The organism is Lentzea guizhouensis (genome assembly GCF_001701025.1).
GTDB lineage: Bacteria > Actinomycetota > Actinomycetes > Mycobacteriales > Pseudonocardiaceae > Lentzea > Lentzea guizhouensis.
The window spans coordinates 3,518,270-3,545,040 of record NZ_CP016793.1 but is presented as its reverse complement, the minus strand read 5'-3'; the positions used below and the strand labels follow the sequence as shown (position 1 = coordinate 3,545,040).

Below are 26,771 nucleotides of genomic sequence, written 5' to 3'. Positions count from 1 at the left end.
TTGAAAGTTTCTGACGTGCAGGAATGTGGAACGAAGACGTGAAGCGAAGACGTGAACCAGCTCAGCCGAGGCGGGCGGTGACGTTGCTGATCTCGGCCTCCTGGGCCGCCTCGTTCTGGGCGTACACCTTCGAGGTGTCGGAGATCTGCTCGGCGATCGCGCGGAGGGCCTCCTGGACCTTCGCGGCGTCCGCGTCGAAGCGGGAGATCAGGTTCTGGAAGGCGGTGAACGCCGCACCCTTCCAGGTCGCGGCGACGGTCTCGGCGGCGTCGCGGACCTGACGGATCTTCGCCTGCGCGGTCTCGTCGGCCTCGATGATGCGCTTCGCCAGAGTGTCGAGTTCCGCAGTCGTGGTACCGAATCCAGACATTGGGAGATTCCCCCTTCAGAGAACTTCAGGCCGTACTTCTTGGTTCGTACGCCTCTTCCGACGGGAACCCTGCCATGTCGGTTCCGCCCTGTCGCGACTTCTTTCGAAGTAGTTGCGCTAGTAAACGGCGCCAGGTGAACGCCCGGTGTCAGTAGAGGATTCGCGACTGCGAAAAGTCCTCGTCATCGTCACCCACACGGGGAAGTTGACCACTCGGACCGGCGACGGCGGTCGAACCGAGAGTGGCCGGAACCACGCGTTCCGGAGCCGGTTGAGACGCTGGAGCGGTCAGTTCGGCGGCCTCCGGCGTCTGCTCGACGGGCAGTCCGCGCTCGGTGCGGAACCCGACGGCGGCCTCGCGGACGTCTCCGGGAGTGGCGGCAGCCGTCGGTTCCGTGCGGCGCTCACGCGCCTGCCTGGCCAGGTGTGCGGTGCGTTCGCGCAGTTCGGCGTTGCGCGCCCCGACCTCACCGGCGGCGCGGCGGGCGCGCGTGACGGCGTTCCCGACCTCGGCGCGGAACTGGGCCAGTACCTCGCTGGCGGACATCGGCGACTCCCCTGGTGCTGCTCACGGCTTGATGGTCAGCGAGCGGATGATCTGCTCGCAGGCGGCGCGGACGCGGTCCTGCCCGGCCCGGGTCGCCTGGCAGCCCACGCTCACCTGAGAGGTACCGACGAACTGGATGTACCAGTCGACCCCTGCTCCGCCGACCTCTTCGCGATAGTGAACAACGGACTTGCCCGCGAATGTGTGGCGATCGCTGAACGCGGCGACCTTGTCGCCGTTGTCCAAACGGTCGCCGTATTGCTTCTGCAATTCCGCGAGTGCCCGAGGGCGGTCCTTGTCGCTGTTGTACTCCAGCTTTTGCTCTTGCACAGCGATCCGGTCGTCCGGTGAATCGTCCGCGGACTTTTCGCGGTCGACCGGTTGCAAAAGCACCTGCCGGGAGGCCGGCGCCCCGCCGGTCTGCTCCCAGCCGTCCGGCCGGGTGAAGCTGTAGTCGTACTGCGCGATCTGGTCCGACGGCGGCGGGACGTCGGTCCCGGTCTTCTCCCGGTTCTGCCACCAGAGGTAGCCGCCGGCACCCGCGGCCGCGAGCACGACGACCAGGCCGATCGCGACGAACAGCGGCACCTTGCTCTTCTTCGGCGGTGTCATCGGCGGGAACGAGGCCGGGAACCGGGCGGCCGGCGGCGGTGTGATCCGGCGGGTGATCTTGCGGGTGGTCTCGTCGGACACCCGCAGGTTGTGGGTCACCTCACCCGACGGCTGCGGCTTCTGCGCCAAGCCCTGGGGAGCCACGCCACCCGTGCGTTCCGGGTCGAGGCTCACCGCCCGCAGCGCACCGCGGGCCACCACGGTCTCCGGCTGGTCGATGCTCGTGGGCACCACGCCGGTGTGCTCGTGCACCATCCGCGCGACGAGCGGGATCCGGCTCGACCCGCCGACCAGGAACACCGCGGCGAGCTGCTGCGGCACCAGGCCCGCCTCGCGCACGGCCGAACCGACCAGCGCGGCCGCCCGGCCCACCGGCGCGGTGATCAGCTGCTCCAGGTCGGACCTGGTGACGTGCGCGTCGGGGAACGGCGGCGGCATCGGCACGTCCGTGTACGCGTGCCGGGACAGCGTCTCCTTGGCACCGCGCACGTCCTGGCGCAGCACCCGCCGCTTGCGCCGGTCCGCCATCTCCCGGCCTTCGACGAGCTGCCGCCACGCCTGCGGGTCCTTCGCCGACACCAGCGCGCCGACGTGCTCCAGCAACGCCTGGTCGACGTCGGCACCGCCGAAGCTCGGATCACCTTTCGCGGCGAGCACCCGGAAGCTCCCGCCGGCCCGCGTCACCACGCTCGCGTCGACCGTGCCGCCACCGAGGTCGAGCACGGCCAGCGTGCCCCCGTCCGGCACCGAGTGGCTCGCGGAGTGGAAGACGGCGGCCGCCACGGGTTCCGGCACGAGCACCAGCTCCCGCCCGAGGCCACGCGCGGCCTGGATCAGCACGCGGGTGCGGACCGTGCCCCAGTCGGCGGGGTGGGTGAGCACGAGCAGGTCGACGGGCGCACCACCGCCGACGCGCCGGGCCTCGCCGACCGCACGCGTGAGCACCGCGCGCACGACGTCCGCGACGGGGAGCACGCTGCTGCCCAGCAGCAGCTCACCCTCGTCGACGCGGCGCTTGGGGTGCGGCTCGTAGCGGGCGGGGTCGACCGCGGCCTGGCGCTCGGCCTCGTGCCCGACGAACAACGTCCCGTCCGCGGCGGCGAACACGGCGGACGGCACCAGCGGCTGGCCGTCGAAGACGACCACCTGGGGCTCCCTGCCGTGCACCGAGACCGCGACGCAGGTGCTCGACGTGCCGAAGTCCACCGCGACTCGCAGACTCATCCACCTTCCCCTCTTCCGCGCACATGCTTACCCGATGCGGCACGGCCGGACGACACGGACGGCTCAGGTCGCCGCCGAGAGTTCAACCTGCGACCACGGACCGCGACCCACCGGTCACGCTGTGGGGTTCCCGGCCCGGCTGCCGCGTGGGCCGGACCGGGCGGCGGCACTAAGCTCCGCCTGTGCTGGGGGCCGAGTACCGCGTGCTGGGACCGTTGGACGTCCTCTTCGACGGTGAGCGCGTGGTCGTGCCCGCCGGCAAGGGTCGCGTGCTGCTCGCGACGCTGCTGCTGCGCCCGAACCAGTTCATGTCCGTCGACGAGCTCGTCGAACGGCTGTGGGACGGGTCGCCGCCGTCCATCGACCGGGCCGTGAAGACGTTGCACATGACAGTCGCACGGCTCCGGCAGGCGCTTGGTCGCGCGAACTGCGTCACCACCACCACGAACGGCTATCTGGCCGAAGTCGACAACCTGGACCTGCTGCGGTTCCGGTCGTTGAGCGAAGTCGACCCGCACGCCGCTCTCGCCCTGTGGCGCGGGCCGCTGCTCTCCAACGTCACGTCGGACGCCCTGCACGGCGAGGACGTGCCGCGGGTCGCCGAGGAACGGCTCACGGTGCTGGAGCGGCGGATCGAGCTGGACCTGGAGGCCGGGCGGGCGGGCGAGCTGGTGGCCGAGCTGCGCGCGCTGACCCTGGAACACCCGCTGCGCGAACGGTTCTGGGCGCAGCTGATGACCGCGCTGTACCGCGCGGACCGCCAGGCCGAGGCACTCACGGCGTTCACGCAGGTCAGCCACATCCTGGCGGACGAGCTCGGCATCGATCCCGGGCCGACGCTGCGGGAGCTGCACCAGTCGATCCTGCGCGCCGAACCCGATCCGGGTGCCCGGCGGGCGGTCGCGGTGCCCCGGCAGCTGCCGCCGGACCTGCCCCGGTTCACCGGTCGCGCGGACGACCTGGCCCAGCTCGACCGGCTGCTGTCCGGCGGCCAGCCGGTGGTGATCTCCGCGATCGCGGGCAGCGCGGGCGTGGGCAAGACGGCGCTGGCTGTGCACTGGGCGCACCGGGTGCGCGAGCGGTTCCCGGACGGGCAGCTGGCGATCAACCTGCGCGGGTACGACCGGGACGAGCCGCTGAGCCCGCACGACGCCCTCGACCAGCTGCTGCGCGGGCTCGGGCTGGCGTCGAAGGAGATCCCCGCCGACACCGGCCAGCGGGTCGGCGCGTACCGGTCGCTGACGGCCGACCGGCGGGTGCTGGTGCTGCTCGACAACGCGCGCACGGCCGAGCAGGTGCGGCCGCTGCTGCCCACCGGCGGCCGGTCGGTCGCGGTCATCACCAGCCGGTCCGACCTGCGCGGGCTGGTGGCGTTGAACGACGCCAAGGTGCTGCAGCTCGGCGTGCTGCCGCCGGCCGACGCGGTGCGGCTGCTGGAGAAGATGATCGGCGCCGACCGGGTGCGGGCCGAGCAGGAGGCCACGGCCGAGCTCGCGCGGTTGTGCGTCCACCTGCCGCTCGCGCTGCGGATCGCCGCGTCGATGCTCGCCGTGGAGCCGCTGCGGTCGGTGCGCAGCCTGGTCGACGAGCTGCAGAACGGGAACCGGCTGACGTCGCTGGAGATCGGCGACGACCGGGAGGCCGCGGTGCGCGCCGCGTTCGACCTCTCCTACAGCGCACTCACCCCGGACGAGCGCCGGATGTTCCGGCTGCTCGGCCTGGCACCGCGCGCCGACTTCACGCCGATGTCGGCGGGTGCGCTGCTGGGCGTCCCGGGCGAGCAGGCGCTGAAGCTGCTGCGCACGCTGACCCGCGCCCACCTCACCGACGAGCACGCGTCCCAGCGGTTCTCGCTGCACGACCTGCTCTTCCTGCACGCCCGCGAGTGCGCGGTCGCCGAGGAGACCGCCGAGGAACGCCGGGCCGCCGTGGTGCGGTTCCTCGACCACCACCTGCACTCGGTCGACAACGCCGAACGCGCCATCCGCGCCGACCGCCGTGCGAAACCGCTCACCGGACGCGACCCGGTGGTGGAGGCCGCCACGTTCACCGACCGGGACAGCGCGCTCGCCTGGTGCCGGCAGGAGCACGACCTGCTCATCGAGCTCTGCGAGTTCGCCCTGGCGGAGGGACACCTCGACCACGCGTGGATGCTGCCCGGCTGCCTGTGGGGCCACCTGCAGGTGCACGCGTCGACCGGTGACTTCCTCCGGCTCTACGCGGTCGCGCTCGAAGCCGCCGAGCGGTCGCGGAACCGGTACGGACAGGCGGTGGCGCTGCACAGCCTGGGCGTGGCGCACCGCAGGGCGGGTCACTTCGAGGAAGCGCTGGGCCTGCTGCAACGGGCACTCGCCCTGCGGGAGGAGCACGGCGACCCGTGGACGCTCGCCGCCACCGAGGTCGAGCTGGCCAACGTCTGGTTCGAGCAGGAGGACTACGCGGAGGCGCTGCGCCACGACCGGGCGGCGGGCGCGCACTGGCGGCAGGCGGGCAACACCCGCGGGTGGGCCCGGTCCCTGAACGCCGTCGCCATGACGCTCGTGGAGCTGGGTGACTTCGCGGGAGCCGTGCAGGCCGCCGACGAGGCGGCCGAGGTGTACGCCTCGCTCGGCATCGTGGACGGCGCGCTGGAGGACACGCGCGCGCTGGCCAAGTTCCGGATGGGTGACCTGGAGGGCGCCGTGCGGATCTACCGCGACCTCTTCGCCGGGCCCTTGCTCGACCAGGAGAGCAGCTTCTCCCGCACCTCGGCGCTCGTCAGCGGCGCCGAGGTGTTCCGCGCGGCCGGTGACCGGGAGGCGGCGCTGACCTGCGCCCGCGAGGCGTTGGAGATCGCCGAGCGCAGCGGGCTGCGCCGGGTGGACGAGATCCGCGAGCTGGTCCGCGAACTGGTCCGCGAGCTGGAGGTCCGGCGTGCCGGACGCTGAGTACCGGGTGCTGGGGCCGTTGGAGGTGCGCTTCGACGGGGTTCCGGTCACTGTGCCGGCCGGCAAGGGTCGAGTGCTGCTGGCGACGTTGTTGTTGCGCCCCAACAGGTCCGTGTCCGTGGACGAGCTCGTCGAACGGCTCTGGGACGGCTCGCCGCCGTTGATCGACCGAGCGGCGAAGACCCTGCAGATGGTCGTCGTGCGGTTGCGGCAAGCGCTCGGCCCGGCGAACTGCGTGTCCACCACCACGAACGGCTATCTGGCCGAGGTCGACAACCTGGACCTGTTGCGGTTCCGGGCGTTGGCCAACCACGAGCCGCACGCCGCTCTGGCGCTGTGGCGCGGATCTGTGCTGGGCAACGTCGTCTCGGGCACGTTCGGTTGTACCGCGACATCTTCGCCGGTTCGCTCGAACACCTGGCCAACGCACCACGCATCGCGGTGCTGCTCAACGGCGTGGAGGTGTTCACCGCTGCAGGCGACCGCGCGACGGCCCTGCGATGCGCCCGGGAAGCGCTGATCATCACCGAGCGCAGCAGGCTCCCCGGAGCCGACAGGATCCGCAAGCTGGAACGCTAAGACTCCAGCTCGGCGATGCGGTCCCGCAGCACGGCGGCCGCGCGGGTGTTGCCCTGCTCCTCCCGCATCAGCAGCGCTTCCCCCAGTGCCGCAACGGCTTCGGCGACCCGGCCCTGCCGTGCGAGCGCCTCGGCCAGGTTCTCGTGCGTGACGGCGCGGATGGCGTTGGGCATGTCGTCGTCGGGCAGTGCGAGCACGTCGTGGAACGTCTCGACGGCGTCGTCGAGACGGCCGAGCTCCAGCTGGAGCATGCCTCTGGTGTCCAAAGTGGACGGAAGCAGGTAGTCGATGCCGGCGGCGACGATCGTGGCGTGCGCCTCGTCGTTGGCGGCCAGTGCGGCCTCGAAGTCCTTGAGCGCCACCAGGGTCATGGCCTGGTTGTTCAACGCGATCGCGAGGCCGGCCGGTTCGCCCTCTTCCCGGCGGCGGTCCACGGCTCGTTCGTGCAGGACGCGGGCGGGCTCCAGGAGGCCCTGCTTGGCCTGGTTGACCGCCCACTGGTCGAGGGTGACCGCGATGCCGTGCAGGTGGCCGATGCCCTCCCGCACCTGCAACGCCTCGGCGTAGGCGGCGTCGGCCTCCTCGAACAGGCTGAGCGTGCTGAGCGCGTTGCCCAGCGAGTGCAGCGTGTTGCCCACGGCGAACGGGTTCTCGGCGGCTCTGGCGGCCGCGAGCGCCACCCGGCACAGCTCGACGCGCTCGGCGGGGAGCTGGTGGACGTTGAGGTAGCCGAACATCGTGGTGGGCAGCTGCCACGCGTGCTGGTGCAGGCCGTGCTCACCGGCCAGGCGCGCGGCCGCCATCAGGTTCTGGTGCTCGGTCTCGCACCACGTGAGCGCGGCGGTCCGGTCGGGCAGCGGTGTGGGGTGCACGTCGTCGGCCATCGGCGGCAACGTCAGCGCGACCCGGCTGTGGCGCAGCAGGCGGTCGGCGTTGTCGGCCGTGCGCAGGTAGAAGTCGAGCAGCCGGCGCACGGCCGCGTGCCGGTCGGCGTCGGTGTCCTCGGCGACGGACCGGGTCAGCGAGTACGCGCGCAGCAGTTCGTGGCACGTGTAGCGGCCCGGTGTGCGTTCGACCGCGAGGTGCATGCGGATCAGCAGGTGCAACGACCTGCGGACCTCGGTGCGGGACCGGCCGTCGAGCGCGGCGGCGGCGTCCAGCGAGATGTCCGGGCCGGTGGCGAGCCCGAGCAGGCGGAAGAGCCTGGCCGCGGCGGCGTCGAGCCTGCGGTAGGAGGTCGAGAAGACCGTGTCGACGCCGCCCATCAGCCCGCTGCTCGCGTCCTTCAGCTCGTCGACGAGCGCGCGCAGGGTCAGCTCCGGTGAGCTCGCGGTCCGGGAGGCGAGCACGGCCAGTGCGAGCGGGAGACCACCGCAGAACGCCACCAGGTCCGCGACCGCGTCCGGTTCGGCCCGCACCCGGTCGGCGCCGAGCCGCGCGGTGAGCAGCGCGACGGCGTCGGGCTCGGTCAGCACGTCCAGCGTCACCGGCAGCGCGCCCTCCCGCACGACCAGCCCGGTGAACCGGTTGCGGCTGGTCAGCACCACCAAGCACCCCCGCCCGGCCGGCAGCAGCGGGCGGACCTGCTCGACGTCGCGGGCGTTGTCGAGCAGCACCAGCACCCTGCGGTCGGCGATCACGCTGCGGTAGAGCGCCGCGCGTTCCGGCAGGTCGGCGGGCACCTTGCCGCCGGGCACGCCGAACGCGGCCAGGAACGACGCCAGCACGTCGGACGGTTCGAGCGGCTGCGCGGACGGGTCGAAGCCGCGCAGGTCGACGTAGAGCTGGCCGTCGGGGAACCGGTCAGCCACCGAGTGCGCCCAGTGCACGGCGAGCGCGGTCTTGCCGACGCCCGCGGCGCCGTCGATCGCGGTGATCACCACCGCCGCACCCGCCTCGGTGAGCCTGGTGAGCTTCGCGAGCTCCTCCTCCCGCCCGGCGAAGTAGGTGGCCAGCGCGGGCAGCTGCCGCGGCACGTCACCGCGCGCCGCCGGGTCCAGCAGCCGTTCGTGCAGGTCCCGCAACGGCTGACCGGGCTCCACCCCGAGCTCGTCGGCGAGCTGGTCGCGGATCTGCTCGTACGCCGCCAGCGCGTCCTGCGGCCGTCCCGCCTGGTGCAACGCCTGCACGAGCTGCGCCCAGAACCCCTCGCGCAACGGGTGCTCGCCGGTCAGCCCGCGCAGCTCGTCCACCAGCTCGCCACCCCGGCCCCGCGCCAGGTCCACGTCGATCCTGCGGCCCAGCACCACCAGCCGTTCCTCGACGAGCGGCGGCACGTCCTCGCGGTGCAGATGCGCCGAGTCGACGTCGGAGGCCACCGGCCCGCGCCAGTGGGCCAGCGCCGTCGCGAACTCACCGTCGGCCGCGAGCCGCCGGAACCGGGTCAGGTCCAGCTGCTCGGGATCGACCTCGGCCAGGTACCCGCCGGTCGCCGTCCGCACGCAGTCCGCGTCCCCGAGCGCCACCCGCAACCGCCGCACGACCATCTGCAACGTCTTGTGCGCCCGGTCCGGCGTGGGCGGCTCCCCGTCCCAGAGCCGGTCCACCAGCTCGTCCACCGGCACGAACCGGTTCGGCCGCAACAGGAGTGTGGCGAGCAACACCCGCCCCCGCCCCGCCGGCAGCGCCACCGGCACGCCGTCGCGCACCACCTCCACCGGCCCGAGGACGCGGTACTCGACGTTCATGCTGCTCCTGTCCTCTTCGGACCTCGTGTGACCGATGTGTGAGCGCCGTCCGGCAACGTAGTCGGTGGCCGGGAACGGCAGCGACGAGGAAGCACCTGGGGGCTCGTCGCTGCCGCCCGGTGCCCGTCGCGGACCACACACCTCTTCCACCGCGACGTGCCACCCGGCCCCTTCAGGAAGGTGCGGCCGGCTCAGCCCGCCGGCCGCCCGTCCAGCTCGGTGAGCCGTTCGGTCAGCTCGTCCGCTCGCTCGTCCTCGGCGATGTCACGCCACAGACGCACCGCGCGTTGCCACGCCTCGACAGCTTCTTCGCGCCGGCCCATGTCCAGCAGGACCATTCCCAGCTGGTTCAGCACCTCGGCCTCGTTCTCGGCATCACCGAACTCGACCATCACCTCGCGAGCGTGCTCCAGTTCGCTCACCGCCTCCGCGAGCTCGCCGACACTGCCCAGCGCTCTGCCGTGCAGCGCGCGCACCCGTGCCCTCATGTACTTGTCGTCGAGTTTCGCCGCCGTCACAACGGCCAGTCCGCTCTCCTCGACAGCCTCCGCGTACCGGCCGAGGGAGTGCAGGTTCAGGCTGATGTTGGCACGAGCGAGGCTCTCCACGTAGACGTCGCCGAGCTTGAGACCGATCGCGAGGCCACGTCGCCGGCTGGCGAGCGCCTCCTCACTCCTGCCGAGCCGGGTCAAGGTGGCCGCCATGTTGAGCACTCCGGCCGCTTCCGCGGACCGCTCGCCGGCCGTGTGCACCAACTCCAACCCGTCCTCGTAGAGGCGCAACGCCTCCGCGTGCCGTCCGAGGTCGGAGTACGCGTCGGCGAGCTTGAGCTGCACGAGTCCCTGTTCACGAGCCGTGCCGAACTCGCGCACCGCCTCCAGCATCTCGATGTGGTCGAGGCGGCGGCCAGGGTGGAAGACCAGCACCCACTTCAGGTTCGCGGCGGTCGAAGTCGCCAGCCGATGCCAGCCGCGCACGATCGCACCGAACATCGTCGCCTTCAGGTTGTCCCACTCCTGCCGGACCCACGCCAGCGCGTCCGACCGCGACGAGAACTCCTGCGGTGTCACGCCGGTCGTGACCTCGCCGGCACGCATGGCGATCTTGGCGCCCTCGTGCACGGCGGCGTTCTCCAGTGTGTGGACGTACCACTCGGTCAACCGCAGCGCCGCTGCCCTGTCGTCACCGCTCAACTCGGCCGCATAGGCGCGTAGGAGGTCGTGCAGCTCGTACCGGCCCGGCGTCCGCGACTGCACGAGGTGGTCGGCGACCAGCCGTTCCAGCAGCCGCCGCGCCTGCGCCACGCTGACATCGGCCAACGCGGCCGCCGCGCTCACGTCGAAGTCCGGGCCGGGGTGGACGGACAGCAGCCGGAACATCCGCGCCGACTCGTCGTCCAAGGCGCGGTACGACCAGGAGAACACCGCTCGGACGTCGATTTCCTCGTAGTCGCTCAACGCGTCCAGCCGCGCACTGTCCAACTCGGCCACGAACTCCCGCAGCGAGGTGTCCGGGAACCGGGCCACCCGTTCCGCGAACACCCGCAACGCCAGCGGAAGACCCGCGCAACGTTCGACGATCTCGCCGGCGGCCTCGGGTTCCGCGGCGACCCGACCGACGCCCAGCACCGCGCCGAGCAAGGCGTGTGCGGCGGTGAAGTCGAGCTGGTGCAACCCGATCGCGGTGGCATCGTGCTGCGAGACCAACGCGCGGAGCTGGTTGCGGCTGGTGATCACCACGCGGACGCCGGGCGCGCCGGGCAGCAGGGGCAGGACCTGGCGGGCCGAGGCGGCGTTGTCGAGCACCAGGAGCAGGCGGCGATCGGCCAGTTCCGTGCGCAGCAGGGCGTACCGGGCGTCGGCGGCGGCCGGGACGTCGGTCACGCCGAGGCCGACCAGCAGGTGCTCGGCCGCCGCCGCGGGCTCGACGGGCTTTGCCTCGGGGTCGAAGCCGCGCAGGTTCAGGTAGAGATCGCCGTCCGGGAAGTCGTCCCGCGCCGCACGCGCCCATCGCAGAGCCAGCGCGGTCTTGCCGACGCCACCGACGCCGTGCAGCACGGTGATCCCGCCGGCCGTGGCCAGCGCGGCCAGCTCCTCGGCGCGGCCGACGAAGTTGCGGACACCGGCCGGCAGCTGGCGCGGCACCCGTCGGCGGGTGACCGACACCTCCGCGCGCAGGATCTGTTCATGCAGCTCCCGCAGCGCTGGACCAGGATCGACGCCGAGCTCGTCAACGAGCCTCGTCCGCACGTCCCGGTAGGCCGCGAGCGCCTCCGCCTGATGGCCCGCCTGGTACAGCGCGAGCATCAGCTGCCGCCAGAACGACTCCCGCAGCGGGTGCTCGGCCACCAGCGACCGCAGCTCCGCCACGAGCTCACCGGCCAGGCCGCGGTCCAGATCGGTGTCGATCCGCCGGTCCAGCACCGCCAGCCGTTCGTTCACCAGCTGCGGCACGTCCTCGCGGTGCAGGCGGTCGGACGGCACGTTGCCGAGCACCGGTCCGCGCCACAACGCCGAGGCCGCGCCGAGGTCACCGGAGCCGGCCAGGGCGCGGAACCGCAGCAGGTCCAGCTCGTCGGGCTCCACGGAGGCCAGGTAGCCACCGCGTGAGGTGCGCACGCAGTCGGCCTCGCCGAGCGCGACCCGCAGCCGGCGCACGACCATCTGCAGCGTCTTGTGCGCGCGGTCGGGGCTCGGCGGCCCGTCCTCCCACACCCGGTCGATGAGCTCGTCGGCCGGCACGAACCAGTTGGGGCGCAACAACAGCGTCGCCAGCAGCACCTGGCACCGACCACCGGGGACCGCCACCGCGGTGCCGTCGTGGAGGACCTCCAGCGGGCCCAGCACCCGGTACTCGATCACCCCAGCGCCTCCAGGCGTGCGGCCACGTCGTCGGCGCGTTCGTCGCCGAACTCGCGCCAGACCTCCTCCGCACGCTGCCAAGCGTCCACCGCCTCGTCCCGGCGACCGAGCCGGAGCAGGTAGTCGCCGAGGTCACGCAGGCCGTGGGCGGCGCTGTCCGGGTCGCCGAACCGGAAGTTCGCCTCGATGTCGTAGGTCAGCTGGGGAACCGCCTCGTCGAGCCGGCCGAGCGCCGCGAGAGTTCTGGCGTGCTGGCCGTGCACCTTGGCGTGCAGGAACCGGTCGCTGTGGTCCTCGACCGCGGCGAGCACCTGTTCGCTCTCGGCCAGCGCCTCCTCCGGGCGGCCGACCAGGCGCAGGTAGGCGGCGACGTTGGCGTGGGCGGAGATCTCGAAGTAGCTGTTGTCGAGCTCCCTCGCGACGGCGAGGGCCCGCCACGAGCAGTCGAGCGCGTCCTCCATCCGGTTCAGGTCCCGGTAGACGCTGGACAGGTTGATCAGACCGGCCGCCTCCGCCACCCGTTCGCCCGCGTCGTGGACGAACCGCAACCCGTCGTCGAAGCAGCGCAGCGCGTCCTCCATCCGCCCGACCTCGCCGTAGAGGCCGGCCAGCTTGAGCAGCAGGAAGCCCTGTTCCCTGGCGGTGCCGAACGTCCTGGTCGCCTCGTAGAGCTCGATCGCCTCGTTGAGCCGGGGCTGGTCGGCCAGCAGGAAGACGTGCATGTGCGTCGGGACCATCAACGCGAGCCGGCCCCAGCCACGGGTGATCGCCGCGTAGCCGATGGCGTGGAGGTTGTCCCACTCCTGGCGGAACCACGCCAGCGACTCGAACCGCGACGAGAACTCCTGCTGCACCACACCGGACTTGATCTCACCGGCGCGCACCAGCATGTTCGGGTTCTGCTGCAGGGCAGCGTTCTCGAGCGTGTGGACGAACCACTCCGTCACGCGCAGCGCAGCCGCTTCCTCCTCACCGCGCAAGTCGGCGCAGAGCTCGGCCGCGTAGGCGCGCAACAGGTCGTGCAGCTCGTAGCGGCCGGGAACGCGTGACTGCACGAGGTGGTCGGCGACCAGGCGTTCCAGCAGACGCCGGGACTGGGCGACGGACACACCGGCGAGCGCGGCGGCCGCACTCACGTCGAAGCCGGGTCCTGGGTGGACGGACAACAGCCGGAACATCCTCGCCGACTCGTCGTCCAACGCCCGGTAGGACCACGAGAACACCGCCCGCACGTCCACGTCGTCGAAGTCGCTCAACGCGTCGAGCCGCGCGCTCTCCAGCTCCGCGACGAACTCCTGCAGCGAGGCGTCCGGGAAGCGCGCCACCCGTTCCGCGAACACCCGCAACGCCAGCGGCAACCCGGTGCACCGCCGGACGATCTCCCGCACGGCCTCGGGCTCGGCGTCCAGCCGTTGTCCACCGAGCACCGCCGCGAGCAGCACGCGGGCCTCGGCGAACGCCAGCTGCCGCAACTCGACCGCCGTGGCGTCGTGCTGCGAGACCAACGCCCGCAGCTGGTTGCGGCTCGTGACCACCACCCGCACGGTCGGCGTCCCCGGCAGCAACGGCAGCACCTGGCGCGCCGCCGCCGCGTTGTCGAGCAGCAGCAACGCCCGCCGGTCCGCGAGCTCGGTGCGCAGCAACGCGAACCGCGCGTCCGCACCGGCGGGCACCTCGCTCACGCCGAGCCCGACGAGCAACGTCTCCGCCGCCGCGACCGGATCGACCGGCTGCGCTTCCTGGTCGAACCCACGCAGGTTCACGTACAGGTCGCCGTCGGGGAACCGCTCACGCGCCTCCCGCGCCCAGTGCAACGCGAGCGCCGTCTTGCCCACGCCACCGACACCGTGCACGACCACGACCCCACCGGCCTCGTCGAGCCGCTCCAGCTCGTCCTCGCGACCGACGAAGTTGCGCACCCCGACGGGCAGCTGCCGCGGCACCTGGCGCCCGGTCACCGGCTCGTCGGCGCGCAGGATCCGCTCGTGCAGCTCCCGCAACGCCGGTCCCGGCTCGACCCCCAGCTCCGCGACCAGCTTCGCCCTGACCTGCTGGTAGGTGTTCAACGCCTCGGCCTGCTGCCCCGACCGGTACAGCGCGAGCATCAGGTGCCGCCAGAACGGCTCCCGCAACGGGTGCTCGGCGACCAGCAACCGCAGCTCGGCCACCAGCTCGGCGGACAACCCCCGGTCCAGGTCGGCGTCGATCCGCCGTTCCAGCACGGCGAGCCGTTCGTCCGCCAGCCGCGGCACGTCCTCGCGGTGCAGCGCGTCCGACGCGACGTTCGCGAGCACCGGCCCCCGCCACAGCGCGGCCGCCGCACCGAAGTCACCCGAGCCTGCCAGCGCGCGGAACCGCAGCAGGTCGAGCTGGTCAGGTTCCACCGCGGCGGTGTAGCCACCGACCGCGGACGTGACGCAGTTCGCGTCCCCGAGCGCGCCCCGCAACCGGCTCGCCACCATGTGCAGGCTCGACTTGGCCCGGTCGTGCCGCGGCGGCGCACCGTCCCACACGAGCTCGACCAGCTCGTCGACCGACACGAACCGGTTCGGCCGCAGCAACAGCGCGGCGAGCAGCACCTGGGACCGTCCTGCCGGGACGGTGACGGGCTCGCCGTCGAGCAGCACCTGCAACGGTCCCAGCACCCGGTACTCGGCTCGCACACACCCCTCCACAAGCTCGGACGGCCAGTCTAGGGCGCTGTGATCAGAGCGTGAGCGAAGTGTGAGCGGCCCCTGGCAGAGTTCTCCTCAGCGGTGCTGGTGGCAAAGTTCCTGGGGGGCCACCAGCACCGCTCACCAGTTCTCAGGGCAGTTCGGCCAGCTTGGCCCGCACCTCGTCCGCGTCCGAGTGCTGGTTGAACTCGTAGGCCTCCAACGCCTCCGTCCACCAGCGCCGTGCTTCTCCGGCATCGCCGAGGCCGTGGTGCGCGTCGCCGAGCAACCTGTGCGTGATGGCGATGTTCTCCCACGCACCCATGCGCTCGAACCCCTCAAGCGCACGATGACAGCTTTCGATCGCGCGGTCGTACTCGCCGAGCCCCAGGTAGGACTCGGCCCTGGTCATCATGAGCAGTCCCACCCAGCTCGGTGTGATCGTGGTTCCGGCCACCGCCTCCCACTCCGCGCAACACTCGAGCGACTCCCGGTACTCGCCCAGCGCGACGAGTGCGGACGCGACCTGGTGCATCGCCATGCCGACCTGTCGTGGCGTCGCGCTCGCATCGGCACGCATGAGCGCCAACGCGTCCTTCGCCACCTGCAACGCCTCTCGCGGCCGGCCCAGCAGCGTCAAGGTCCAGGCCACCCCGTTCAGCGCACGCACCTGACCGGAGACCTTGCCGTCCTCCCGGTACAGGCGGGCGCTGCGATCGAACTCGGCCATGCCGTCCTCTACCCGGCCCAGCCTGACGTGTGCGATCGCCTGGGTGAAGAGCAAACGAGCGGCCCACGCGAGGTCGCCGAGCCGGGTGACGGGTGCCATCGCACCCTCGAGTGCCCAGATCCAGTCCTGCCACGGGCCGATCCGCTCAATGAGTTCCATGGCGAACCACGGCAGCTGCCAGGCGTACCGGTCCAGGTGCTGTTGCTGCTGCGCGTGCACGATGACCGCTCTCAGCACTTGGCGTTCGGCACGGAACCAGCGGTCTGCCGCCGGCCGGTCCACGAGCCGCTCCGGTAGCACCCCCGTCGCCGGTACGAGCACGAGTTCGTGCACGTACGAACCTTCGTTGTGGTCCGAGTCGATGCCGATCATGGTGTGCAGGTAGTGGTCGAGCGTCCGCTCCAGTGCCGCGGCCCGCGACTCGACGGACTCCTCGGCCTCGGCGAGGTCGGCCGCGTAGACGCGCAAGAGGTCGTGACAGCTGAACCGGCCCGCCGAGTGCTCGACCAGCAGGCTCGCCCGCACCAGCTCACGCAGGCACTCGCGGGTCCCGTCCACCGGCAGTCCGGCGAGGCTGGCCGCCGCGGGCACGGTGACGTCCGGGCCCGGATGCACGCCGAGCAGCCGGAACAGCCGCGCCGCCGCCGGGCTGAGCTGCTGGTAGGACCACTGGAAGACGGTGCGCACGCTGGTGGCCGCGTCCCCGGTGTCCAGTGAGTCGAGCCTGGTCCGTTCGTCGGCCAGCTCCGCGACCAGCGCCGACAACGGCAGCTTCGGCGCCTGGGCGGCGCGGGCCGCCACGATCGCGAGGGCCAGCGGCAGGCCGCCGCACCACTTGATCAGCTCGTCGGCGTCCTCCACCCGGCCCGCGTCGAGCCTGCTGACCAGCAGCGCGTGTGCCTCGTCCGGGGTGAGCACGTCGAGAGCCAGCTCGTGCGCGTCCTCGTGGACGACGAGGCCGGTGAGCCGGTTGCGGCTGGTGACCAGGACCCGTGCCGGTGCCGAACCGGGCAGCAGCGGCCGGACCTGGTCGGCGTCGCGGGCGTTGTCCAGCAGGACGAGCACGCGGCGGCCTGCGACCAGGCTGCGGTACAGCGCCGCTCTCGCTTCCAGGTCGGCCGGGACGCGTTCGGACGCGACGCCGAGCGCTTCGAGGAACCGGCTGAGCGCGTCGGTGGCCGCCACGGGTTCGCGGTGCGGGTCGAAGCCGCGCAGGTTCACGTGGAGCTGCCCGTCGGGGGAGCGGTCCGCGACCCCGCGCGCCCAGTGCACGGCCAGGGTCGTCTTGCCGACGCCCGCGGTTCCGGTGATCGCCGCGACCACCAGCCCGTCACGGCCGGCCAGCTCGGTGAGGTCGCGCAGCTCGGAGGACCGCCCGACGAACCGGGGTGTCGTCGTCGGCAGTTGGCGCGGCACGGGCCCAGGCGCGCGCCGGCTCGCGCACCGCCACCGGACCCGCGAGCACGCGCCGGTGCACGGCCTGCAGCTCGTCGCCCGGGTCGACGCCGAGCTCGTCGGCCAGCAGCGTCCGGATCTCCTGGTAGGCGGCCAGCGCCCGTTCCTGCTGCCCCGACATCGCGAGCGCCAGCACCAGCTGGCCCCAGAACGCCTCGCGGAACGGGTGCTGCGCGGTGAGGCCGCGCAGCTCGGGCACCACCTCGGCGGCCCGGCCGGCGTCGAGGTCGGCGCCGATCCGCCGTTCGAGCGCGTGCACCCACTCCTCGGTCACCAGCGGGACGTCGTGCCGGTGCAGGGTGTCGGACCGCACGTCGAGGAGCATCGGCCCGCGCCACAACCGGACGGCGGCGGCCAGGTCCCCGGCCGCGACCAGCCGGCGGAACCGGGTCAGGTCGAGCGCGTCCGCCGCCACCTCGGCGAGGTAACCGCCGGTCGAAGTGCGCACGCAGTCCGCATCGCCGAGCGCCTGGCGCAGCCGCATGACCACCGTGTGGAGCGTCTTGTGCGCCCGGTCCGGTGACGGCGGCTCGCCGTCCCAGAGCCGGTCGACCAGCACGTCGATCGAGACGACCTGGTTGGGACGCAACAACAACGTGGCCAGCAGCACCCGGCACCGCCCTGCGGGCACCGGCACGGCGACGCCGTCGCTCAGCACCTCCAACGGGCCGAGCACCCGGTACTCGACAACCACGTTCCCTCCCCCTGTGACCGGAATGTGAGCGCTCAGGTCGACCATATTGGTGGCTGGTCCGGCCGCGGTTACCTCCCTCTTCATCGTGGCCGGACCGGCCGCTCAGCCCGCCCGAGCAGGACGCGCCTCGTCGGCCTTGGCGAACCCGAGGTCGTCGTAGATGTCGAGCGCGTTCCGGCAGTGGCCGCGAGCCGCCTCCGCCTCACCGATCTCGGCCTTCATGCCGGCCGGCCCTCGGCCCACATTCGTCTCGACCCGCCGCCCGGCTCGCACGTGTGCCCTCGTCGAGCGGCGAGTGCGGGGGCGGTGGCGCGGTGTGACCGAAGTGTGAGCGCGACCGGGCAGAGTTGTCCTCAGCCGGACGACGAGAGCGGCAACGCAAGCTTGGGGGGTGTTGCGCTCGTCGTGGTCCTGCCGGGTCGACCCTCCCCAGTGGGTTCGGGCCGGACGGACACCGGTCATGGGGGAACCGGACAGTCCCCTGCTGTTCGGTGGGCCCGCGGCTTCGGCTGCGGGCCCTTTTTCCTTGCTCACGAACCACCGCTCTCCGCGGTGTCATCGAAGTGTGAGCCGGGCGTGAGCGGTGTCCGGCAGAGTCGTCCTCGACCGGTTCGACGGAGGGTGGTCCTGGGGGACACCTTCTCGAGAAGCAGCCCGGTCGCTGGGGGACAGGTAGAACCCCTGCTACCTGTGCGGGGCCCGTGGCCGAGAGGCTGCGGGCCCTTTCTCCTTCAGTCCCGGAGAACCAGAGCGGCCCCCGCCGTCGGAAACGGCGAGGGCCACCAGGCAGAGCGGTCCGGTCCTACTCGGGTGCGATCCAGGCGAACTGGATGCGCTGCTGGCCGAACTTGCGGGTCACCAGCGTGCCGCGGCCGGGAGGCTGAGGCGACGGCTTCAGGTTGCCCACGATGGCGCCCTCCTCCTTCGAGCCGGAACCGACGAAGATCGGGGCCGCGATCTCCTTCAGCTTGCCCATCACCGGGTCGTACATGGCGCGGGAGGCACCACCCATGCGGCGGACGACGACGACGTGCAGACCGACGTCCTTGGCCTGCGGGATGAACTCCGCGATCGGCTGCAGCGGGTTGGCGGCACCCTGCGGGGCGACGAGGTCGTAGTCGTCGACGATGACGAAGACCTCGGGGCCGGTCCACCAGGAGCGGTTCTTGAGCTGCTCCTGGGTGACGTCGGGGCCGGGCATGCGGCGGCTGAGCGAGCCCCGCACCTCCTTGACCGTGTCGGCGAACTGGGTGGCCGACACGGCGTAGGTCAGGAGGTGGTCGGTGTCGATGAAGCCGAGCATCGTGCGGCGGTAGTCCGCGAGGACGATCAGCGCCTCCGAGGAGGTGTAGCTCGTCATGATGCCGCGGACGATCGTGCGCAGGATGTTCGTCTTGCCGGACTCGCCGTCGGCCAGCGCCATGAAGTGCGGGTCCGCGTCGAAGTCGAAGTAGACCGGCGCGAGCTCGTCCTCGTTGACGCCGACCGGGACCAGGTGGCCGCGGTTCGGGTTGGTCTGCTGGACCTGCGCCATGAGCTGCGCGTGCTCGAGCACGTCGGGGAGCATCCGGACCTGCGGCGCGCGCGGGCCCTGCCAGGCCTGGTTGAGCTTGGCCTCGAGGTCCTGGACACCCGCGGAGACCGTGGTCGGGTCCTGCGAGGTGTCGATGCGCGGCAGTGCCGTGAGGAAGTGCAGCTTGTCGCCGGTCAGACCGCGGCCGGGACGGCCGGGTGGCACGTTGGCCGCGACCTTGCGGTCGATCTCGGACTCGCTCGGGTCACCGAGGCGGAGCTCGAAGCGGGTGCCGAGGAGGTCCTTCATCGCGGGACGGATCTCCGCCCACCGGTTGGCGGCGACGATCACGTGCACGCCGTAGGACAGACCCTGGGCGGCGAGCGCCTGGATCTGCGGTTCGACCATCTCGAACTCCTGGCGGAAGTTCATCCAGCCGTCGACGACCAGGAACGCGTCGCCGAAGTGGTCGTCCTTGATCTCACCGCGGCGCTTGCGGTTGCGGAACTCGACCATCGAGTCGATCCGCTGCTCGCGCCACCGGAGCTCGCGCTCGGTGATCAGGGTCTGGAGCTCGGCCACCATGCGGCGGACCTTGTCGACGTCGAGACGGCCGGCGAAGCCACCGACGTGCGGCAGGTTCTCCATCGCGGCGAGCGTGCCACCACCGAGGTCGATGCAGTAGAACTGCGCCTCCTGCGGGGTGTGCGTGAGCGCCATCGAGGCGATGATCGACCGCAGCAGCGTCGACTTGCCCGACTGCGGACCACCGACGACCGCACCGTGGCCGGCGGCACCGGAGAAGTCGGCCCACAGCAGGTCGCGGCGCTGTTCGAACGGCTTGTCGACCACGCCGACCGCGATCTGCAGCATGCCGTTGGCCGGGTACTGCGGCGGCGTGAGGCCGCGGTCCGGCGTCACGTCGAGCGGCGGCAGCATCGTGTCCATCGTCGGCGGCTCGTTGAGCGGCGGCAGCCACACCTCGTGCGCCGGCGGGCCCTGGCCGACGAGGCGGTCGACGATGAGCTCGAGCTGGGTCGGCTCGTTCGCGTCCTCCTTGACCGGCTCCGCGACCTTGACCGGCTCGACCGGCCGCTCCGGCTCCTTCGGGATCTCGATGAAGTCCGGCACGAAGAACCGCGGGCGCTTGTCGCTGCGCACCGCCACCGACTCACCGGCGGACTGCATGCCCGACGGCCGGTAGGTGCCCGAGACGTAGAGCGCCTTGAACCTCGTGAGCGGCATGCCCTGCACGCTCAGGTAGCCGGAGCCCGGGATCGGCGGCAGCTCGTAGGCGTCCGGCACACCGATCGCCGCACGGGACTCCGCCGCGTTGAAGGTCTTCAGACCGATCCGGTACGACAGGAACGTGTCCAGACCGCGCAGCTTGCCTTCCTCGAGCCGCTGCGACGCCAGCAGCATGTGCATCTGCAGCGACCGGCCGACACGACCGATCTGGAGGAAGATGTCGATGAAGTCCGGCTTCGCCGTCAGCATCTCGGAGAACTCGTCGATGCAGATGAACAGCGCGGGCAGCGGGTCGAGCTGGGCGCCGTTCTCGCGGGCCTTCTCGTAGTCCCAGACGTTCTTGTAGTTGCCCTTCGCGAGGACCTCCTGCCGGCGCGAGACCTCACCGGCGATGGCGTCCTTCATGCGGTCGACCAGGCTGAGGTCGCCGGCGAGGTTGGTGATCGTCGCGGCGACGTGCGGTGCCTTGTCCAGACCGAGGAACGTCGCACCACCCTTGAAGTCGACGAGGATCATGTTGAGCGCGGTCGACGAGTGCGACGCCAGCAGACCGAGCACCAGCGTGCGGAGGAACTCCGACTTGCCGGAACCGGTGGCGCCGATGCACAGGCCGTGCGGGCCCATGCCGTCCTCGGCGGCTTCCTTGATGTCGAGCTCGACCGACTGGCCGTGCTCGCCGATGCCGAACGGGATGCGGTAGCGGTCGCGCTTGGGCCGGGGCCGCCACGCCTGCTGCACGTCGAACGTGATCGGGTCGCCGGGGATGCCCATGAACTCGAGCAGCGGCGGGTTGTTGCTCATCGCCAACGGGTCCTCGCCACCGTCACCGGAGGACTCACCGGCCGCGCCCATGCGGTACGGCGCGAGCCTGCGGGCCAGTGCCTCGGCCTCGACGACAGACAGCCCGTCCGGCGCGCCGAACCACTCGACACCGCTCGCGGAACGGGCACCCAGCTGGTTGTTCTCGATGACCAGGCGCAGACCGCGGCGGGCGGTCAGGTTGCCGAGGCACTCGGAGAGGTCGAGCAGCGTGACGCCGACCAGACCCTCCTCCAGGATGATCATCTCTTCGCGGCTGATGTCGCCGTCGTCGATGACGATCACGATGTGCGGCTGGTCGGGCGGCGGCGGGGCGTTGCGGGTGAACCGCTGCCGGTCGCGCAGGTACTCGTCCAGCATCGCCTCGATCTCGGCGAGCGAGTTCGCCATCATGCGGCGCTGGCCGATGCCGTCGATGTCGGTGGGGTGCTGCACGTGCGGCAGCCACTTCGCCCACTCCCACTGCTGCTTGGTGCGGCCCGCGCTGACGACGGCGATGATCAGGTCGTCCGGGGCGTGGAACGTGACGAGCTGGGCGAGCAGGGCGCGTGCGAGGTTGCGGCGGTCCTCGATCTCGCCGAGCAGGCCGACGGCGGCGAACCCGCGCAGGGCGATGGAGATCGGCAGGTCCGGCACGAGCGAGTGCGCGCGGACGAACCGGCGCAGTGCCAGCGTGGCGATCGGCTCGAGCTCCTCGACCGGGCCGGTCTGCGGCGGCACCAGGCGGGTGGCGAGGCGCTGCGAGCCCCGGCCGGCGCGCAGGTGGCAGAAGTCGGGGTCGTTCTGGCGGCGTTCCCACATGCGCCTGGTGGTGGCGAGGGACCAGAGCTGCTGCGGGTCCGGGTGCACCCACTCGCGTTCCGCGCGCTGCTCGTCGGCCGCCTCACGGGCCCTGTCGCGCATCTGGCCGAGGTACCGCAGGTAGTCCTTGCGGTCCTCGTTCATCTCGGCCTTCTTCTGGCCCTTGCCGGAGCCCATGCCGCTCGCCATCATGCCGACGGTCGAGATCAGCATCATGCCGGGCATCAGCATGGCCATGGGCTGCCTGTTCGAGTACACGAACATCATGCCCATCATGCCCACGGACGCGACGATCATGACGACGGGCATTGCCTTCATCATGATGTTGCCGGGGATGATGCGGGGGACCTCGGGTGGCGGTTCGAGGTGGACCTCACCGCCCGGAGGCCGGGGAGCAGCAAGGCGTGCCGTTCGCTTGAACTGCAGCGTGCTCAACTGACAGGCACCTCTTCGACTCTTGTTACGCCACCAGTAGCAACCGACACTATTGCGCATCCGCGCGCGTCACGAAGGTGGGTCGGGAAAAAACCCAGTCGAACGTGTTCTGCGAACCACACGTGCAGAAGGCGCCGGTGCGGCCATACTAGGGCCGCCCGCCGAGCGTCCAGGTGGACCAATAGGGTCGGGCCGTTGTTCCGCAAGCGCTGATGTGACTGATCGACTTGACTTAGGGGGCCCTGGTGGCGACCGGTACGACGGTGTTCAGCCGTGTCACGGTGGTGGCACCTCGAACGCGTATCGACGTCGCGCTGCCTGCCGACGTGGCGGTGGCCGATCTCCTGCCCATGCTGCTGGACATGGCGAGAGAGGCCACTCCGGACGGCGGTGTCCGGCACGGCGGATGGTGCCTCGCGAAGCTCGGCGACAGCCCGCTCGACCCCGCGCGCACGCTCGCGTCGCTCGGCGTGGTCGACGGTGAGCTGCTGCAGCTGCGGCGCCGCAACGAGAACCCGCCGCCGCCGCTGTACGACGACGTGGTCGACGCGATCGCCGAGTCCGACCCGGACTCGTTCCGCCCGTGGACCAAGGAGACCGCGCAGAAGTTCGGCCACCTCGCCGGTGCGCTCGCGCTGATCGGCTCCGCGGTGGCGTTGTTCCTGTCCGGCCCGATCACCACGGCAGGCGAGGGAAGCGCTCTCGCGGCCGCGATCGCCGCCGGTGTCGCCGCCATCGCCACGCTCGCCACGGGCGCGACCATCGCGCGTGCCTACAAGGCGTCGTCGACCGGTGTGCTGATCGCCGCGTGCGGGTCGCTGCCGATGGCGTTCGTCGCGGGCTTCCACGCGGTGCCGGGCGTCAACTTCGAACCGAAGATGCTGCTCGCCTCCGCGCTGATGATGATCTTCGCGTGGGCCGGAATCCTGCTGATCGGCCAGGGCGTCACGGTGTTCATCGCCGCGGCGACGGCCGGCACGATCGCCGCGCTCGCGTTCCTAGTCGCCACGTTCGTCGAGCACCCGCTGCCCGGTGTGGCCGCGGCGGCCGGCGCGGTGGCGCTGGGCGCGATGTCGATGCTGCCGAGGCTCACGCTGCAGCTCGCCAAGATCCCGCCGCCCGTCGTGCCGACGAGTGCCGAGGACCTGAAGGAGGACAGCGGTTTCCCGGAGTTCGCGGTGATCGAACGCCGGACCGCCGTCGCCCACGAGTACCTGACCGGCATGATCATCGGCACCGGTGTGGTCGCCGCGCTCGCCGCGATCGTCGCCTCCGGTGACGGCACGGTCTGGGGCCCGATCTACGGCGTGGTCGTCGCGATCGTGCTGATGATGCGCGGTCGTGCGTACGCGAACGGCGCGCAGGCCGTGGCGTTGCTGTCGACCGGCATGTTCGCCGCGGCCGGCATCCTGATCGGCTGGATCGCCAAGGCGTCCGAGTTCAACCTGATCGTCTTCGTGTTCGGCACGCTGCTGGTGCTGGGCGCGGCCGCGCTGGTGCTCGGTGTGATCTTCCCCGGCCAGAAGTTCTCGCCGCCGCTGCGCCGCACCGTGGACATCCTGGAGGCGATCCTGATCGCCTCCGTGGTGCCGCTGGCGCTCGCGGTCATGGACATGTACTCGGTCTTCCGGAGCCTGATCACGCCATGAGGACCGGCATCAGGCGCACCACGGCGGCCGCGACCGCCGGACTGCTGCTGCTGACGGGGGCGGTGCCACCCGCCGCCTCCGCCCAGCCGTCGTCGGCCCAGCCGCCGTCATCGGCCCAGCCGCCGTCCTCGACGTCCGCCGCGGCACCGACGTCGTCGACGGGCTCGGCACCCAGGTCGAACTCGGAGCCGCCACCGCTGCCGCCCGGAACGGCGCCGCCGAGGGACAGCGGCCAGCCGGACGTGACCTACGTGCGCACCAACAAGGAGTGCGTGGCGTCCGACACCAAGAACGAGCTCATCGAAGAGATGCCGTGGGGCCAGCTGAGCCTCAACCTCGAAGAGGCGCACCGGTTCGCGACCGGCAAGAACGTCGTGATCGCGATCATCGACACCGGTGTCGACCCCCGCAACCCGCGTCTCGCGGGTCGCGTCGACCCCGGCGGCGACTACGTCGACAAGTCCAAGAACGGCACTGACGACTGCGACGGCCACGGCACCGAGGTGGCCGGCGTCGCCGCGGCGAAGAAGACCGAGGGCGACTTCGTCGGCGCCGCACCGGACGCGCGGATCCTGGCGATCCGCCAGACCAGCGACCGGTACGAGTTCAAGGGCGACGCGACCAACGAGCCGCGCAAGGGCGCCGGCAAGGTGAAGACGCTCGCCGAGGCGATCGTGCGGGCGGCCGACAAGGGCGCGGGCGTCATCAACATCTCGTTGACGAACTGCGGCAGCCCCAAGGGGTTCAGCCCGGACGACCTGGCGCTGCAGGCGGCGATCCGGTACGCGGTCGACGTCCAGGACGCGTTGGTCGTGACGGCCGCGGGCAACAGGGACGATGCCGGCAACGGCTGTCCGGCCCAGAACGACAACATGGACCCGAACAACGTCAAGGTGATCTCGTCGCCGGCGTGGTTCGCCGACGACGTGCTCTCGGTGGCGTCGATCGCCCGGTCCGGAGCGGTCTCCGACTTCAGCGTCTGGGGCCCGTGGGTCGGCATCGCCGCCCCCGGCGAGGAGATCATCTCGGTCGACCCCAAGGGCGACGGCCTGACCAACGCGAACGTCACCGCGCAGGGCACCAGCGACATCAAGGGCACCAGCTTCGCCTCGCCCTACGTCGCGGGTATCGCCGCGCTGGTGCGTGAACGGTTCCCGAAGCTCAAGGCCCGCGATGTCATGGCGCGCCTGAAGGCCACGGCCCTGCAGCCGGGCAACGTGACCGGCAAGGACCACAAGACCGGCCACGGCATGGTGAACCCGGTCGCGGCGCTGACCGCGGTGCTCCCGTCGGAGGCACCCGGCTTCAAGGCACCGCAGCCCGAGGTCATGGTCACCTCGCCGACGCCGCCGAAGAGCCTGGACTGGCCGCCGATCATCGTCGCGCTGTCGGGCATCGGCGTCGGTGCCGTGCTGCTGGCGCTCACGCTGTTCGTCCGGAACTCGAACCGCAAACGCGGTAGCCCGGCCTAGTTCCACCACCCGGCAACGACAACGGCCCCCGCTCGGGATTCGAGCGGGGGCCGTTGTCGTTGCGGCTTGATGCCGGTGGTGCGGGGGTCAGTCCTCGCCGATCACCTTCGGCGCCGCCTTCTTCGGTTTGCCGAGCAGGTCGTCGATCGAGCCGCTGAGCCGTTGCTTCGGCTTGTGCTCCTTGTCGCCGCCCTGCTGCCCGCCACCGCCCATGGCGCCCATCATCGGTGCCATGCCGCCCATCATCGCCCCACCGCCGGGAGCGCCCCCAGAACGGCCACCAGCGGCCGCGGCAGCCGGTTGCGCCCCGGCACCCCGCTCGGCGGGCGGCAGCGTCTCACTGACGCCGGTGGCCCCACCGAACTGCATCTGCTGAGCCGCGGCCGGCGCACCGACACCGCCAACACACCGACGCCGCCGACGCCACTGCCTCCACCGCCGACAGCACCGCCACCGACGCCCGCAGCAGTGCCCGCAGCCGCCGTCGCGGACGCCCCGGCCGGTTCCGGCGCGACCACCGCGGGCTTGGCAGGCGCGGCGTAGGTCCAGTTCTGCTCGGGGTAGCGGTGTTCCATCCGCACCGCGCCGAAGTCGCCCTCCGCGCCGGAAACCCCGTCGCACAGCTTGAGAAACGCCTCCAGCACCTGCCGCCCGGACTCGAACAGCTCGCGCACCGGGTCCTTGAGGTCCTCGATGTGCGCTCGGGCCCGGTTGTCGCCCTCCAGCGGCAGCGACGCCGTGCCGGACACCGAGTCCGCGGCGTCGGCCAGCACGTGGGCCATGTCCTGCACGATGTCGCGCACGGCGTCCGCGGTCTCGTCGAGGGCGTCGGCCATGGCGTTCATGGCGTCGGCCATGTCACCGCCGGCGAGCCCGACCTTGCGCATGTGCTCCAGGAACGCGTCGGCGTCCTTGCCCTGCCACGCCGCGTCGACACCGCCGAGCGGGCCGGCGACGTGCGAGGTGACCGCCTCGGTCACCTTGGCCGCCTTGCGCCAGCGTTCGGCTTCCTCGCGCAGGTCGTTCCAGTCACCGACGAGCGGGTCGAAGAACTCGTGGACGAGGTCGACCACACCCAGCTTGCGGCTCACCCGCGAGAGGAAGTCGAGCTCTGGCCCCACCTCGGCCGCGATCTGCCTGCCGTCCACGGCCACCATCGAGCTCCCCTACCTGCGATCGGCCTTCTTGAGGCCGTGCTCGGCCTCTTCCTCGTTGTACCCGTGGTGCTGCGCCACAGCGTGCAGCCCCTTGGCCGCCGCGTCGAGGGTGTCGCAGGCACGGGCGAGCTGCGAGTTCAGCAGCTCGGCCGCCCGCGCGTAGCCCTGGGCGGTGCCCAGGGTCCTGCCGATCTCACCGAACGACTCGGGCCGCAGCGGCGACACCTTCATGGCGTCCCGCACGCGCCGCAGGTCGTCGGTCGTGCCGTCGATCCGGTCGGCGTACTTCTCCAGCCACTCGGGGTTGACGGTGATGCGACCGGCCACGGACTGTCCC

Annotated in this window: 16 protein-coding genes; 4 read left to right on the top strand and 12 right to left on the bottom strand. The window is 71.6% G+C overall.

Going from position 1 to position 26,771, the window contains the following annotated elements:
• Nucleotides 1-61: 61 nt before the first annotated feature.
• The 3 genes from BBK82_RS17805 to BBK82_RS17795 form a co-directional block, all read right to left on the bottom strand.
• Complete coding sequence (locus BBK82_RS17805; protein ID WP_065916000.1) at nt 62-370, bottom strand: WXG100 family type VII secretion target; 309 nt, start codon at nt 368-370, stop codon at nt 62-64.
• A 148-nt stretch (nt 371-518) separates the two neighbouring features.
• A complete protein-coding gene (locus BBK82_RS17800; protein WP_065915999.1) occupies nt 519-917 on the bottom strand; it encodes a hypothetical protein in 399 nt (132 codons plus the stop codon).
• Nucleotides 918-938: 21 nt separating this feature from the next.
• A complete protein-coding gene (locus tag BBK82_RS17795; protein ID WP_065915998.1) occupies nt 939-2,753 on the bottom strand; it encodes a type VII secretion-associated protein in 1,815 nt (604 codons plus the stop codon).
• 182 nt (nt 2,754-2,935) lie between these two features.
• Between BBK82_RS17795 and BBK82_RS17790 the strand changes: the two genes are divergently transcribed.
• Together BBK82_RS17790 and BBK82_RS17785 are read left to right on the top strand one after the other, a co-directional pair.
• Nucleotides 2,936-5,680, top strand: a complete 2,745-nt coding sequence (locus BBK82_RS17790) for an AfsR/SARP family transcriptional regulator (protein ID WP_065915997.1) — start codon at nt 2,936-2,938, stop codon at nt 5,678-5,680.
• Complete coding sequence (locus BBK82_RS17785; RefSeq protein ID WP_065915996.1) at nt 5,667-6,200, top strand: AfsR/SARP family transcriptional regulator; 534 nt, start codon at nt 5,667-5,669, stop codon at nt 6,198-6,200. The genes BBK82_RS17790 and BBK82_RS17785 overlap by 14 nt, the downstream gene beginning before the upstream one ends.
• Nucleotides 6,201-6,255: 55 nt before the next feature.
• Here BBK82_RS17785 and BBK82_RS17780 read toward each other — a convergent pair whose 3' ends face one another.
• From BBK82_RS17780 to eccCa, 6 genes are all read right to left on the bottom strand, one after another.
• Nucleotides 6,256-8,946: an AfsR/SARP family transcriptional regulator gene (locus tag BBK82_RS17780; protein WP_065915995.1), complete on the bottom strand. Its 2,691-nt coding sequence runs from the start codon at nt 8,944-8,946 to the stop codon at nt 6,256-6,258.
• A gap of 191 nt (nt 8,947-9,137) precedes the next feature.
• A complete protein-coding gene (locus BBK82_RS17775; protein WP_065915994.1) occupies nt 9,138-11,807 on the bottom strand; it encodes an AfsR/SARP family transcriptional regulator in 2,670 nt (889 codons plus the stop codon).
• Nucleotides 11,804-14,470, bottom strand: coding sequence for an AfsR/SARP family transcriptional regulator (locus tag BBK82_RS17770; RefSeq protein ID WP_065915993.1), 2,667 nt, complete (start codon nt 14,468-14,470; stop codon nt 11,804-11,806). The genes BBK82_RS17775 and BBK82_RS17770 overlap by 4 nt, the downstream gene beginning before the upstream one ends.
• Nucleotides 14,471-14,612: 142 nt before the next feature.
• Entirely contained in the window at nt 14,613-16,607 is a 1,995-nt protein-coding gene (locus BBK82_RS17765; RefSeq protein ID WP_065915992.1) for a tetratricopeptide repeat protein, read from the bottom strand.
• A complete protein-coding gene (locus BBK82_RS17760) occupies nt 16,522-17,340 on the bottom strand; it encodes an AfsR/SARP family transcriptional regulator (RefSeq protein ID WP_170067930.1) in 819 nt (272 codons plus the stop codon). Before BBK82_RS17760 ends, BBK82_RS17765 begins: the two co-directional genes overlap by 86 nt.
• An 802-nt stretch (nt 17,341-18,142) precedes the next feature.
• A complete protein-coding gene (eccCa, locus tag BBK82_RS17755) occupies nt 18,143-22,156 on the bottom strand; it encodes a type VII secretion protein EccCa (protein ID WP_065915990.1) in 4,014 nt (1,337 codons plus the stop codon).
• A gap of 245 nt (nt 22,157-22,401) precedes the next feature.
• Between eccCa and eccD the strand changes: the two genes are divergently transcribed.
• The gene (eccD, locus tag BBK82_RS17750; RefSeq protein ID WP_065915989.1) at nt 22,402-23,805 is read left to right on the top strand and encodes a type VII secretion integral membrane protein EccD; all 1,404 of its coding nucleotides are present in this window, start codon (nt 22,402-22,404) and stop codon (nt 23,803-23,805) included.
• Nucleotides 23,802-25,277: a type VII secretion-associated serine protease mycosin gene (mycP, locus tag BBK82_RS17745; protein WP_065915988.1), complete on the top strand. Its 1,476-nt coding sequence runs from the start codon at nt 23,802-23,804 to the stop codon at nt 25,275-25,277. Before eccD ends, mycP begins: the two co-directional genes overlap by 4 nt.
• A gap of 87 nt (nt 25,278-25,364) precedes the next feature.
• Here mycP and BBK82_RS54140 read toward each other — a convergent pair whose 3' ends face one another.
• Genes BBK82_RS54140 through BBK82_RS17735 form a run of 3 tightly spaced genes read right to left on the bottom strand, consistent with a single transcriptional unit; the run spans nt 25,365 to nt 26,761 of the window.
• A complete protein-coding gene (locus BBK82_RS54140) occupies nt 25,365-25,511 on the bottom strand; it encodes a hypothetical protein (protein ID WP_237048238.1) in 147 nt (48 codons plus the stop codon).
• A gap of 8 nt (nt 25,512-25,519) precedes the next feature.
• Nucleotides 25,520-26,434, bottom strand: a complete 915-nt coding sequence (locus BBK82_RS17740; protein ID WP_237048237.1) for a WXG100 family type VII secretion target — start codon at nt 26,432-26,434, stop codon at nt 25,520-25,522.
• Between the two features lie 9 nt (nt 26,435-26,443).
• A complete protein-coding gene (locus BBK82_RS17735; protein WP_237048236.1) occupies nt 26,444-26,761 on the bottom strand; it encodes a hypothetical protein in 318 nt (105 codons plus the stop codon).
• Nucleotides 26,762-26,771: the final 10 nt, after the last annotated feature.